The organism is Pseudomonas sp. DF11 (assembly GCF_058148565.1).
Genome location: NZ_JBYVYN010000002.1, coordinates 304270 through 316405 on the forward strand (window position 1 = coordinate 304270; position 12136 = coordinate 316405).

Consider the following 12136-nt stretch of genomic DNA (forward strand, 5'->3'; position numbering starts at 1 on the left):
CTTGATTGTTACCAGGCATTACTTGAATATCTGCTCCTTCGCGCGTCACCTCACGTCCATGGAAAGCGATTACTGTGACCTCTTACCGCATTCAAGAAGCCGATCTCGAAATTCCCGATGCCTGGCAGGACCAGAGCATCAATATTTTCAAGCTGCCGGCAGTCGGCCCTGCTAAAGAAGCCAGTTTCGTCATCAGCCGCGATGCCTCCCAGGGCGACGCGCCATTCGCGGAATACGTCGACCGCCAGCTCAAAAGCGCAGAGCAGCAACTGCCCGGCTTCAAGCTGGTTCAGCGCTGGGACACGGTGCTGCAGGGGCACACCACCACGTTGCTGGATTACACCTGGCAACGCGAAGGGCGCGAACTGATGCTGCGCCAGGTGTTCATCGAGCGTAAGCCGTCGGTGCTGATCACTACCTTGACCACCACACCGACCGACTTCGCCTATCACGAGCCGGCCTGGAAGCTGGCGATGCATTCGTTCAAGCCACAGCCTCCGATTGTCTGAGCATCGACACGTCCCACTGAGCAGGCATACACATCAGTAAGGTAGATGCACGCAATGGATGCACAGGCGGCAGCACGTCTGGGTGACGAAATAGCCCACGGGTTCGGGATGGCCGCGATGATCGCCGGTGCCGTGGCCGGTGCCTTGATCGGTGCGGCGGTCGTTGCCGCAACCGTCGCCACGGGCGGCGTGGCGCTGGCCATCATGGCCGGCTCGATTGCCGCGGGCGGCTTGTCGATGTTCCAGATCGTCAAAGGCCTCTCCACCATCTTCAACCTGCCCGAGCCCACCACGGGGGCGTTGATAATGGGCAGCTTCAACGTCTACATCAACGACCGCAATGCCATGCGGGCGGGCGAAGACATTTCGTCCTCCTGCACCGGGCTGCCGATGAACCATCCGATCTGGCCTTTCCCGGTGCTGATCGCTGAAGGCAGCGCCACGGTTTTCATCAACGGCAAACCGGCGGCGCGCCTGCACAGCAAAATGGTCTGCGGTGCCCACATCAAGAGCGGCAGCCCGAACACTTTCATCGGTGGGCCGACGGTGTCGGTGGCGTTTGTCCTGGATCTCGAAGGCTGGATGCATACCGGGTTGGAAGCGTTGGGGTTGTTGGCCATGGGGGGCGCGGCGATTCTCGCGGCCATGGCTGGTGTTGCCGCTCTGGTCGGTTTCGTGGTGATCGGCGGCGCGATGATGGCTGGCATGGCGTTGCTGGGGGACCTGGGGGATCGCTTGGGGCCGGGTTATCGGGACCTGCTGCAAGGCGTGGCAGGGATGGCGCTTTTGGGCCTGGGCCCGAAAATGGCGAAAATCGGTGCTGCACCCAAGCCCCGCTCGGTGACCTTCAAACCGGGCTACACATCGGACGATATCGCTTCGATGCCCAAGTTCAGCCGCCCGAAGGATCCTGCCGATTACCTCGAGGCGTCCTATATCGACAAGCATCTCAAAGTCTTCCAGGATGAAGGCGGCGCGTTTCTATTTACGCCCGATGATATCGCAAACCCCATGTACCAGACCTTTAGCCCTAATAAATACGTCATGGCAAAGTCGGATCTGCATGGTGTGGTGGCTGAGTTCAACAAGACCGGCGACGTTTCGCTGTTGGAGTCTGCCCTGGGCTATGACCCGGGCAGCCTGGCCGGCAAAGAGATCTACATGATGGACTTGAGCAACCCCAAGGTGGTCATGCCAACCGGCAACGAATATGGGGCGAACCCGCTATGGCGTCCTGGCGGCCTGACCCATCCTGGCGGTATGCGCGAAGCGGTCATGGATAATGTGGGCATCCCACACAATAACGACATCAATTTCCTGCTCGCGAACCCGGATGTAGTGAGAGTCCAATGAGTGCCAACCTAGACAACGTATTGCTGCTGGCCCTGGCCAATGACGAGCTGGATAAATTCCTTGTCGGCGAACCGTTCTACTTTCAAGAAGCCAGGAATGACAATGAAGAGCCGCAGAACATCGTCGCGGCTTTCGATTCGCTGGTGCTGCCTTACTGGCAACAGACCCGTGACCCTCAGTTTCCCGGGCGCTTCGTGGCGGCTTTGCTCAAGATTCTCGCAACCTATCCTGATCGTAATCGGGCGATTTATGTCGCAGCGGTGTGGGTCTGGTACTACCGGTTTTGCCTGAGCAAAAAGCAGGCACAACCCGCCGGGCTTTATGCCGACTTGTTCGAGATCGATATGGGCGCCGTGGCGCTGGCCCTCCAGCGGCAGCTTGAGCTCAACAAGGCCGAGCTTGTTCAGGATACGCGGTGGGCGGGTGGCACCTGGAACAGCCAGAACGGCTTGTGGGGGCCGCTGATGCGCACCGCCCTGTTCGTCCGGGATAAGCTGGGCGGCCCTGACTTCGTGCCGGTCAACCTCTGAGTGATTGATGGTGCAGTCAGGCTGGGGTTGCTCCGGCGGTGAACCTCAGTGTTTGCCCTTAGCCGGGAACAATGCCTTTACCGCCGCATCGATCACACCCTTGATGCCCTTGCCCTTGGCATCCACTTCGCTGGCACCACCGGAATTGAGGTCCAAACGCCCGCCGGTGTCGATGTTGCCATTGCCGCTGGCGTAGATGTTGAACGCGGTGCCCGAGATGTTGATCTCGCCACTGGCATTGAACTCCAGCACGCTTTTGCCGCACACCAGTCGAATCTGCGAACCCGCTTCCACGAGGTATTGGGTACTGATGCTGTCGCTCTTGGCTCCGCCGACGAGTAATGCATCATTGCGCTGTACCGCTCGCAGTCGGTCCTCGCCAATCCGTACGGTTTCGTTGTGGCCGATGCTTTTGTTGCGGTCGTGGCCCACCAAATGGCTTTCATCCACCTCGACCACGATGTCCTGGTTGCGCTCGGCGTGGATGTACAACTGCTCGGCGCCTTTCTTGTCTTCCATGCGAATTTCGTTGAAATTCGCCGGCGTGCCGCCCTTGCTCGAACGGCTTTTAGTGCCGCTCTGAGTGGCATTGGCGGGCAACGCATAGGGGACGGTTTGTTCGGCGTTATACACGCGACCGGTGACGATGGGGCGGTCGGGGTCGCCTTCGAGGAAGCTGACGATCACCTCCTGCCCAATGCGCGGGATCTGCACCGATCCCCAATTCTTGCCGGCCCAAGCCTGCGACACACGAATCCAGCACGAGCTGTTTTCGTTGGATTGGTCATGCCGGTCCCAGTAGAAATGCACCTTCACCCGGCCGAACTGATCGGTCCAGATTTCTTCACCCTTGGGGCCGACCACCAACGCAGTCTGCGGGCCTTTGACGATAGGACGGTGGGTGGTCGCCAACGGGCGATAGCTTTGCTGGGCGTCGATGCAGGTCAGGCTGCTTTCGAACTGTGCCGATGGCGCGCCGCCGTTGGTTTCGCCGCTTTCCTGGGAAATGTAGTAGCGGGCCCCGACGATCAGGTATTCGCGGTTCTGGTCCTGGCGGCTGAAGCCGGTGAGGCTGAACAGATGCCCCGAGCCCAGCCCCCGCGCGTTACCCGCCAACTCGACCTGCTCGTGGAGGGTCTGCAAGGCTTCGATGCGGGTGCGGGCGTAGTGTTCGCCGTCGGTACTTTGCACGTAGGCACCGGGGTAGTCGTACAGCGGATAGTCGCCGGCGGTGTGCGGGCGGGGCATGGCCGAGCGCACATCGATGCGTGCGCTGGGGCGCTGGAAATCGTAGTCGTTGAGCTCCAATGAGCCGGGCTGGACTTCCTGGGCCAGGTGCCAGTCGTGGATATGGTCACGCTCGCGCTGTTGCTCATTCTTGGGGTAGTAGGGCACCGAGCCGTAGCCAGGGGCCTTGGTGTGGGCGCCGTAGGCGTCGGCCAGCACCAGCACATGCCGGCCCTGCTCGTGACGGAAAAAGTAATAGATGCCCTCCTGTTCCATCAGGCGGCTGACGAAGTCGAAGCTGGTCTCGCGATACTGCACGCAGTATTCCCACTCGCGGTAGGACTGGCTCAAAGCGTCTTCGAAATCGGAAAACCCAAGGTCGCGGAACACCTGCTTGATGATCTGCGGAATGGTCAGGTTCTGGAAAATCCGGCAATCGGAGGTGCGGGTCAGCAGCCACAACCAAGGACGCAAGGTGGCCTGATAGCTGGCGAACTGGCCCTGGTCGACGTTCTGGCTGCAGCGGGCAACGATGCCATGGAAATAGCGCTCGCCACCGCCGTCCAGTTGCAGGCTCACGCACATGGGCTTGCCGAGCAGTTGGTTGAGGTCGATGGCGTTGTCCAGCGAATGCAGCTGCAACTCGTAGTTGAACAGCCTTCCTAATTCTTCACCGCCGCCCATGTCCTTGAGCAACAGCACCTCGGGTCCCAGGGGGCTGGTGATCTTGGCCAGGCGTGTGGCTTGGTTGAATAACATCGAGTGTCTCGTGCAGGTTGTAATTGCTGAAGCAACGCAATCCCAACTGTGGGAGCGAGCCTGCTCGCGATGGCGGTGTGTCAGTCAACATTGATGTTGAATGTAACTCCGCCATCGCGAGCAGGCTCGCTCCCACAGGGATATCTGCCACAAAAGTGACTGTGTTCCTGTCAGGTCAAGCCGCGTCGCTGAAATCGTACTGCAATTCGTTATCCACAGCGCTGATCCGCACGCCCGCCAGGGCCTTGCCTTCGAGCATGCGGGTCAGGAACTCGCGGCTCATGTCCGGCAACAGGCTGTTGGTCAGGATGGTGTCGATCATGCGCCCGCCGCTTTCGGTTTCGGTGCAGCGCGAGACGATCAGGTCGATCACCGCGTCGTCGTAGTCGAAGGCCACTTTGTGGGTGCTCTCCACACGCTTCTTGATGCGGTTGAGTTGCAGGCGGGTGATGGCCTTGAGCATCTCGTCGCTGAGCGGGTAGTACGGAATCGTCACCAGGCGACCCAGCAGGGCCGGCGGGAAAATTTCCAGCAACGGCTGGCGCAGGGCCTTGGCGATGTCCTCCGGCTCGGGCACGTTCTGCGGGTCTTTGCAGACGTCGGCAATCAACTCGGTGCCGGCGTTGGTGGTCAGCAGGATCAAGGTGTTCTTGAAGTCGATCACCCGGCCCTCGCCATCCTCCATCACGCCTTTGTCGAACACCTGGAAGAAGATTTCATGGACGTCCGGGTGGGCTTTTTCCACCTCGTCCAGCAGCACCACGCTGTACGGTTTGCGCCGCACGGCTTCGGTCAGCACGCCGCCTTCGCCGTAGCCAATGTAGCCCGGTGGCGCACCCTTGAGAGTGGACACGGTGTGGGCTTCCTGGAACTCGCTCATGTTGATGGTGATGACGTTCTGCTCGCCACCGTACATGGCTTCGGCCAGGGCCAGGGCGGTTTCGGTCTTGCCCACGCCGGAGGTGCCGGCGAGCATGAACACGCCAATCGGCTTGCTCGGGTTGTCCAGGCCAGCACGGGAGGTCTGGATGCGCTTGGCGATCATCTGCAGGGCATGGTCCTGGCCGATGATGCGTTTTTTCAGGTGCTGGTCGAGGTTGAGCACGGTCTCCAGTTCGTTGCGGGCCATGCGGCCCACCGGGATACCGGTCCAGTCGGCGACCACCGAGGCAACGGCCTGGTAATCCACGGTCGGCAGGATCAGCGGGGTTTCACCTTGCAGGGCGGTCAGGCGCTGCTGCAGGTCTACCAGTTTCTCGCGCAGTTCGTGGCTGGTCTCGCTGCCATCCTCGCTGTCCACCACGCCGACGCGCTCGCGCAGGGTGGCGCGGGTGGCGAGCAGTTCGTCCACCAGGGTTTTCTCTTCGGCCCAGCGGCTTTCCAGCTCGGCCAGGCGTTCGCGTTCGCTGTTCAGCAGCTCTTCAGTCTGGGTCTGGCGGCTGCCGATGACCACGCCGATGGCATGTTCGCGGGCGATGATTTGCAGCTCGGTTTCCAGCGCTTCGATGCGCCGACGGCTGTCGTCCACTTCGGCTGGCACGGCGTGCAGGCTGATGGCGACGCGGGCGCAGGCGGTGTCCAGCAGGCTCACGGATTTGTCCGGCAACTGCCGTGCGGGAATGTAGCGGTGGGACAGCTTGACCGAGGCTTCCAGGGCTTCGTCGAGGATCTGCACCTGGTGGTGTTTTTCCATGGTCGAGGCCACGCCGCGCATCATCAGCAGTGCCTTGTCTTCCGACGGTTCGGCCACTTGCACCACTTGGAAACGACGGGTCAGGGCCGGGTCCTTTTCGATGTGCTTCTTGTACTCGGCCCAGGTGGTGGCGGCCACGGTGCGCAAGGTGCCGCGAGCCAGGGCTGGTTTGAGCAGGTTGGCTGCGTCACCGGTGCCGGCGGCGCCACCGGCACCCACCAGGGTGTGGGCTTCGTCGATGAACAGGATGATCGGTTTGGGCGAGGCCTGGACGTCTTCGATGACCTGGCGCAGGCGTTGTTCGAACTCGCCCTTCATGCTCGCGCCGGCCTGCAACAGGCCAACGTCGAGGCTACGCAGTTCCACGTCCTTGAGGGCCGGCGGCACGTCGCCGGCGACGATGCGCAGGGCGAAGCCTTCGACCACGGCGGTCTTGCCCACGCCGGCTTCACCGGTGAGGATCGGGTTGTTCTGCCGGCGGCGCATGAGAATGTCGACCAGTTGGCGGATCTCTTCGTCACGGCCGACGATCGGGTCGAGCTTGCCGCTGCGGGCCTGTTCGGTGAGGTCGACGGTGAAGCGCTTGAGGGCTTCCTGCTTGCCCATGGCGCTAGGGGCCATGGCGCCGCTGGCTTCGCCGGGCACGGCGCCGGCATTGAAGCCGTCGCTGGCGGTCAGGGCATTTTCCGGCGAGTCGCCGACGTATTCGTCAAAACGCTCGCTCAAGGCTTCGACCTTGACCTTGTCGAACTCCGACGACAGGCCCAGCAGCGCATGGCGCAGGCTCGGGGTCTTGAGAATGCCGATCACCAGGTAGCCGGTGCGCACCTGGCTTTCGCCGAACATCAGGCTGCCGTAGACCCAGCCGCGTTCCACGGCTTCTTCGACATGGGAGGACAGGTCGGTGATCGACGTCGAGCCCCGTGGCAAACGGTCCAGCGCTTCGGTCAGGTCACGGGCCAGGCGCGCCGGCTCGATGTTGAACTGGCGGATGATGCGGTGCAGGTCCGAGTCCTGCAGTTGCAGCAACTGATGAAACCAGTGGGCCAGTTCCACATACGGGTTACCGCGCAACTTGCAGAACACGGTGGCGGCTTCGATGGCTTTGTAAGCCACGCTGTTGAGTTTGCCGAACAACGCGGCGCGACTGATTTCACCCATGCTCATGGCTCCTTGAGGTCTGTGAGGTGTTGGCCTGTTCGGCGTAATGCCGGGCCAGTATTAAATCGTTGGCATCTGTTTCGGGGCGGCCCAGCCAGGTGTTGAAACCCAGGCGGAAGCGACCGTTGAGTTGTAGCGCCGGGACTTCGGGCTGCTCCAGGACCAGGTTCAGGTCCCAGTCCAGCTCATGGCCCAGGTATTCGGCGACCCACGCCACCAGTTCGTTGAACGGTTGGCTGCCGGGTAGCATGCCCATGTAGTCGACGAGTTTGAGCGGGCCCAGGCGAATGCGGAATTTGTGCTGGCGATCCCACACGTAGCGGCCCAGGCAGAAGTCCACGCCCAATTGATGAGCGCTGACACCGACGCGGCTGCGTTCCGGCAGCTCCAGCCATTGGCCGACGTATTCTTCGATCTCCACCGGCAGGCCGAAGTACTCGCTGAGAATCGCCTTCAAGCCGTCCGGGTAACGGGTTTGTGCCGCCAAGTGACCGCTGTAATGCAGCTTCGCCGTGTCGGGGATCAGCCCTTGGTTGAGCAGGCTCGGCATGCCCCGGCCGCTGAGGGCGGCCAGGCGCGCCGACCAATAGTCATCGTCCGGGCGGTCATGGCTGACCGTTGGCCGCGCTTCGGCCCAGGCCCGGTAGAACAGGCTGAGCAAGCGATGGTGAAACACATCGAGGAAGCGTTTGCTGGTGCTGTCGGCGTTGTTGCGCTGGCGCTCACGCACATACTCGGTGATGTGCAGCGGCATCGGCCCGTTGGGGCCGCCGAGGCCGAAGAAGAATTGCTCCAGGCGCGCCGGTATACCGTCGCCGCCCGGTTGCACCGAGGCGAGGGTGGCCGGGGCGAAGGTGCATTCGGCCTGTTGCCCGAGGCGCAACGGGTCATCGGCCAGGCGCAGGGAATGGCCCAGGCGCGGCAGCTCGGGGGATTCGCACTCGATGCGCCGCAACGCCTGGAAGAAGTCGTATTCCCAGGGTTCCTGGTGCATCGCCTCCAGGGTACTCACAGGGTCGGACGACGTCCGGGCTTGGCTTTCCATCGCATGATCTCGCCGCGTTCGGTGGTACGGATCACCGTCTCGGTAAAACTGTTGATCGACACGTAGCGTGCCAGGAAGCGCTCGAACACGGCGCCGAGCAGGAACACCCCGGTGCCGCGAAACGCGTTTTCATCGAATTCCAGGGTGATCTCCAGGCCCCGCCCGAACACGATCGGGCCGGGCATCGGCAAGCGCCGGGTGCAGGCCTTGCTGCTGACCTCGCGCAGGCCTTCGATCTGCAATTGCAGCGCCGCGTCGTTGCTGTCGCCGTACAGGCGCAGCAATTCGCGCAGGGCGGCCGCGCCTTGGCCTTGCTCGCTCAACGACAGGTAGTTCAGCGACAACTGGCTGATCAATCGCCAGGCCTTGGCGTCGTGGGCATGGCTGGCCCGTGGGCGGCTCGGCCCGGCCACGCAGCGCACTGCGCCAACCGGGGCACTGTCGGCCAGGGTGAAGTCGGTCTTGCCGCTGCCCACACTCATGAACAACGGCAGGTCGCGGTTGGTGCACAAAGCCGTCACGCCCAGTTGGCGCAGGTCGTGGCGATAGGGCGCTTGCTGGCTGTCCACCAGGCTGACGAAGGTTTCGCTGCCGATATAGGTCGAGCGTGGGCCGTTGCGCCGTTGGTCGCTGGACAGCACGCGCGGTTCACGCCGTACGGTGTAGTAGGCCTGGTCGCGTCCATAACGGGACGGGTCGCGCACGGCGTAGAACGGCAGGAATGGTTGTTCCGGGCCAGTGCCGTGGCCGGTGAGGCCGCTCAGTGAGTGCACCTCGAAGTCCATCGGCCGGGTGCGGTCGGCGATCACGTGGTGTTCATTGACCCGTTCCGACAAGTGAATGCGATCCAGGCGTTTGGGAAACAGGTTAATGGCCGGGGTGCAGAACGGCAGGAATTGCGAAGCCCCGACGCTGCCTTCCAGGCTCGGGTCGTGACGGTCGAACAGCACGATCAACTCCAGCTCCTGGCCGTCGCAACGCTTGACCGCCCGGCTCAACTGGGTGAAGTCGACAAACAGGAAACGGTGGGGCAGGGCGAAGTATTCCTGCAGCAGGCGATAGCCCTGGAAGGCCCGCGGCACCACCGGCAGCGCAGCGTCGGCATCGTCGAAGCCACGTGAGTGCAGCGCGTCTTGCGGCAGGCGTTCGACCCAATTGCCGCCGGGCTTGCGGGCGAATACCGCGCAGGCGTTGCCCAGCAGTTGCTCGTAGAGGCGGAAGGGTTGTTCGTCGGCACCGCTCAAGTACAGCGGCAGGTTGTCCAGGGCCAGACTGTTGAACGGCAGCTCGGCGCCGGTACGCAGTGTGATGCGCAGTCCGGCCTTGGCCTTCGGTTCGCTGGCGGCCAGGCGCCCGAGCACGGCGGACGGGTTGCCGAAGTACTCGGCCTGGCTGACCTGCAACGGCCACAACGTCACCGCGTGGGCGGTGCGGTACTCGCAGCAGGTCTGGGTTTCACGCCCCAGGGCCGCGCGCAGGACGGTATCGCGCGGCAGTGGGAAACCACTGCTCAGCGAGCCTTCGTCCGGGTCGGCCTGCAGTTGCACCACGGTCATCGACGGCGTCGGCGCCAGGTAATGGGGGTAGGCGATTTCCAGCAGGTTGTGGGTGAAGGTCGGGTACTCGGCATCGAGCTTGAGCTGCACCCGCGCCGTCAGGTAGGCAAAGCCTTCCAGCAGGCGCTCGACATACGGGTCGGCGCAGTCCATCCCGGACAACGTCAGCCGACTGGCGATCTTCGGGTATTCCTTGGCGAACTCCGCCGCGCTTTCGCGCACGTGGTGCAGTTCCTGGTTGTACAACTCCAGCAGGCGCGGGTTCATGAACGTCTCCGCTGGTCGGCATTGACCACACGCACGTGGCCGGTTTCCAGGTCCAGGTCGGTTTGCAGCATCAGGCGCAGCGGCACGGGCTGGGCCCAGAGATCGCCTTCGATCTCGAAACTCAAGGCGTTGTGGTTCATCTCGGCGGTCGCTCGGGCGCGCACCCGCAAGGTGTGGCGCAGGATTCGCGGTTCGAACGTGGCGATGGCCTGGTGGATCAGCGTTTCCAGGGCCGAGACATCGACGTTCGACGCACTGTTACCGGCCAGGGCCGGCAGGCCGAAATTCACCACCGAGGTGCCCGCCGGGGTATGCAGCGTGGCATCGGCGCTGAGCAATGAGGTGGTGTTGAGCAGCCACGCCAGGTCACGCAGCACCGAGGCTTTCAATTGGGTAAGGGAGAGCACGCGCTTGTCGGCGCTTTCCTTCGGGTTGGTCGGATCGTCGTCGGTCAGCCGGTCCAGCAGGGACGGTTGCAGGCGATCACGGGTGGCGATTTCGGTTACCAAGTGAATAGGCCCGTGTAATTCTTCTGGTCACCTGTGCCGCGCATGCAGCTGGCATTGCGAGCGATTACCGAGGGTTCGAGTTGCCCATTGATCTGGCGTATGGCGCGGTACTCGGAGCGGCATTCCTGATTGTTTTGCGGGCCACCTGCCACATGGACAACGATGACAATGGGCACGTTGCCGAAGGTTTCGACGTGGGGTTTGCCTTGTCGATCGACCGTGAACTGGCAGGGCCACGCCAAGTCGAGTGGCATCAGGGTCTGGTCGGGCTTGCGCAGCGCGCAGCGCGCCTGGTCATTCTCCAGCACCAGGGTTTGCCCGCCCATCGAGACGACATGTTCCACCGCTGCGGTGGACGCTGCCGACGGAGATTGCTGCTGGGCACAGGCGGTCAGGCTGGTTAGCAGGCAGCCGACCCATATCGCGCAGTGAGCCTTGGTCATAGGAGCTCCCAGAACCAGATCGCTCGGGATCGATAGGCCGGATCGTCATACCCGAGGGTCAGGCCACGGTTCCAGAGATCGATATGATCGCCGGTGCGACTTTCCGAGGACTCTCCCATTTGCGGGAAACAATCCTTGAAGAAAATCAGGCCGGTCTTGTCTTGCAGCTTGCGTCGGTCCGCGGCAGTTCCGCCGAGGATCAACGGGCGTCCCAGGTGATGTTTCCACAGCCAGTTCGCCAGCGATTCGGCGCCCCTGGCGTGTTCATGGGCACACTTGGGTTCGGTGTAGGTGGACTTGTTGACCTTGATGGTCAGTTCGGTATTGAGCGTGATGCTCATGCGAATCGCACATTGGTTTGCCCAGGGGCCGTCGCAAGGTTTTGCATCAGGATGGGCCACCAGCAGATCGGAATACGCTTTCCACAAATTGACAAACGAAGGCTTGGCCATGACTCAGATACCGGGTGGAAAAGAATTGGATTCGAGCAAGCACCAAACACCCCCGGCGCGTGGCGCCGGGGGCGCGTTCGATCAAACCTTGACGTTCTGACGGATGTTCCAGCCGAACTTGACCGGACCGCCTTCCTTGGTGCCGTCGGCTTTCTGTGGCTGGTAGTCCACCAGCACCTTGGCGAAGTTCAGGGTGACGTTTTCAGTCAGGCGATCATCGCTGCCCGAGCCACCGGTGCTCAGGGAGGTGATCAGCACTTCTTCCAGGTTGATGATCATGTACTCGACCTGGCTTTCACCACCGGCCTTGCGCACGGTCAGCTTGACCTTGTCGATGTGCTTGCCGCTGGCGCAATGCATCATCAGGTTCGGCGAAGCCTTGTCGACGAACTTGGTCAGGGACAGGTCCTGGACGTTGACCTTGCCCGCACCACCGCCGCTGCCCACGTGCATGTTGCCGGACTGGGACATGCCCCAGCTCCAGTTCAGGACATCGATCTCGTCCTTGTGGGCCTTGTCCATGGACTCGCCCTTGATGTCGCCGATCTTGATGAAAATATCAACAGCCATGTTTTCTCCCTGTGTGGTTTCTAACCACATTGTTTGGTTGACGCTGACCTTGCGAAATCTGT

At 62.2% G+C, this 12136-nt stretch carries 11 protein-coding genes; 3 read left to right on the top strand and 8 right to left on the bottom strand.

Going from position 1 to position 12136, the window contains the following annotated elements:
• The first annotated feature begins 74 nt into the window (after positions 1 to 74).
• The 3 genes from AC30D9_RS08010 to AC30D9_RS08020 are packed head-to-tail and all read left to right on the top strand — an operon-like array spanning position 75 to position 2392.
• A complete protein-coding gene (locus AC30D9_RS08010; RefSeq protein ID WP_109752755.1) occupies positions 75 to 509 on the top strand; it encodes a DUF1795 domain-containing protein in 435 nt (144 codons plus the stop codon).
• Between the two features lie 54 nt (positions 510 to 563).
• Positions 564 to 1862 carry a PAAR domain-containing protein gene (locus tag AC30D9_RS08015; RefSeq protein WP_307572825.1) on the top strand — a complete coding sequence of 433 codons (1299 nt, stop codon included), beginning with the start codon at positions 564 to 566 and terminating at the stop codon, positions 1860 to 1862.
• Complete coding sequence (locus tag AC30D9_RS08020; RefSeq protein ID WP_490143848.1) at positions 1859 to 2392, top strand: hypothetical protein; 534 nt, start codon at positions 1859 to 1861, stop codon at positions 2390 to 2392. Before AC30D9_RS08015 ends, AC30D9_RS08020 begins: the two co-directional genes overlap by 4 nt.
• Before the next feature lie 45 nt (positions 2393 to 2437).
• Here the strand turns inward: AC30D9_RS08020 and AC30D9_RS08025 are convergent, their stop codons facing one another.
• From AC30D9_RS08025 to AC30D9_RS08060, 8 genes are all read right to left on the bottom strand, one after another.
• The gene (locus AC30D9_RS08025; protein WP_490143849.1) at positions 2438 to 4378 is read right to left on the bottom strand and encodes a type VI secretion system Vgr family protein; all 1941 of its coding nucleotides are present in this window, start codon (positions 4376 to 4378) and stop codon (positions 2438 to 2440) included.
• Between the two features lie 175 nt (positions 4379 to 4553).
• Positions 4554 to 7232 (bottom strand): type VI secretion system ATPase TssH, encoded by a 2679-nt coding sequence (tssH, locus tag AC30D9_RS08030; protein WP_134926473.1) that lies wholly within the window; start codon positions 7230 to 7232, stop codon positions 4554 to 4556.
• Positions 7225 to 8277, bottom strand: coding sequence for a type VI secretion system baseplate subunit TssG (tssG, locus tag AC30D9_RS08035; RefSeq protein ID WP_490143850.1), 1053 nt, complete (start codon positions 8275 to 8277; stop codon positions 7225 to 7227). Before tssG ends, tssH begins: the two co-directional genes overlap by 8 nt.
• Positions 8241 to 10100 carry a type VI secretion system baseplate subunit TssF gene (tssF, locus tag AC30D9_RS08040; protein WP_490143851.1) on the bottom strand — a complete coding sequence of 620 codons (1860 nt, stop codon included), beginning with the start codon at positions 10098 to 10100 and terminating at the stop codon, positions 8241 to 8243. The genes tssG and tssF overlap by 37 nt, the downstream gene beginning before the upstream one ends.
• Positions 10097 to 10609 (bottom strand): type VI secretion system baseplate subunit TssE, encoded by a 513-nt coding sequence (gene tssE / locus AC30D9_RS08045; RefSeq protein ID WP_003206934.1) that lies wholly within the window; start codon positions 10607 to 10609, stop codon positions 10097 to 10099. Before tssE ends, tssF begins: the two co-directional genes overlap by 4 nt.
• On the bottom strand, positions 10603 to 11052 hold the full coding sequence (locus AC30D9_RS08050; protein ID WP_116833756.1) for a hypothetical protein: 450 nt from the start codon (positions 11050 to 11052) through the stop codon (positions 10603 to 10605). Before AC30D9_RS08050 ends, tssE begins: the two co-directional genes overlap by 7 nt.
• Positions 11049 to 11504, bottom strand: a complete 456-nt coding sequence (locus AC30D9_RS08055; RefSeq protein ID WP_109752744.1) for a T6SS effector amidase Tae4 family protein — start codon at positions 11502 to 11504, stop codon at positions 11049 to 11051. Before AC30D9_RS08055 ends, AC30D9_RS08050 begins: the two co-directional genes overlap by 4 nt.
• An 81-nt stretch (positions 11505 to 11585) precedes the next feature.
• Positions 11586 to 12074, bottom strand: coding sequence for an Hcp family type VI secretion system effector (locus tag AC30D9_RS08060; RefSeq protein WP_072390829.1), 489 nt, complete (start codon positions 12072 to 12074; stop codon positions 11586 to 11588).
• Between the last annotated feature and the right edge of the window lie 62 nt (positions 12075 to 12136).

Excerpts from the sequence above, each read along its gene's own strand:
- AC30D9_RS08015 (WP_307572825.1), top strand. The coding sequence starts at position 564 with ATGGATGCACAGGCGGCAGCACGTCTGGGTGACGAAATAGCCCACGGG.
- AC30D9_RS08020 (WP_490143848.1), top strand. The coding sequence starts at position 1,859 with ATGAGTGCCAACCTAGACAACGTATTGCTGCTGGCCCTGGCCAATGAC.
- AC30D9_RS08025 (WP_490143849.1), bottom strand. The coding sequence starts at position 4,378 with ATGTTATTCAACCAAGCCACACGCCTGGCCAAGATCACCAGCCCCCTG.
- tssH (WP_134926473.1), bottom strand. The coding sequence starts at position 7,232 with ATGGGTGAAATCAGTCGCGCCGCGTTGTTCGGCAAACTCAACAGCGTG.
- tssG (WP_490143850.1), bottom strand. The coding sequence starts at position 8,277 with ATGGAAAGCCAAGCCCGGACGTCGTCCGACCCTGTGAGTACCCTGGAG.
- tssF (WP_490143851.1), bottom strand. The coding sequence starts at position 10,100 with ATGAACCCGCGCCTGCTGGAGTTGTACAACCAGGAACTGCACCACGTG.
- AC30D9_RS08050 (WP_116833756.1), bottom strand. The coding sequence starts at position 11,052 with ATGACCAAGGCTCACTGCGCGATATGGGTCGGCTGCCTGCTAACCAGC.
- AC30D9_RS08055 (WP_109752744.1), bottom strand. The coding sequence starts at position 11,504 with ATGGCCAAGCCTTCGTTTGTCAATTTGTGGAAAGCGTATTCCGATCTG.
- AC30D9_RS08060 (WP_072390829.1), bottom strand. The coding sequence starts at position 12,074 with ATGGCTGTTGATATTTTCATCAAGATCGGCGACATCAAGGGCGAGTCC.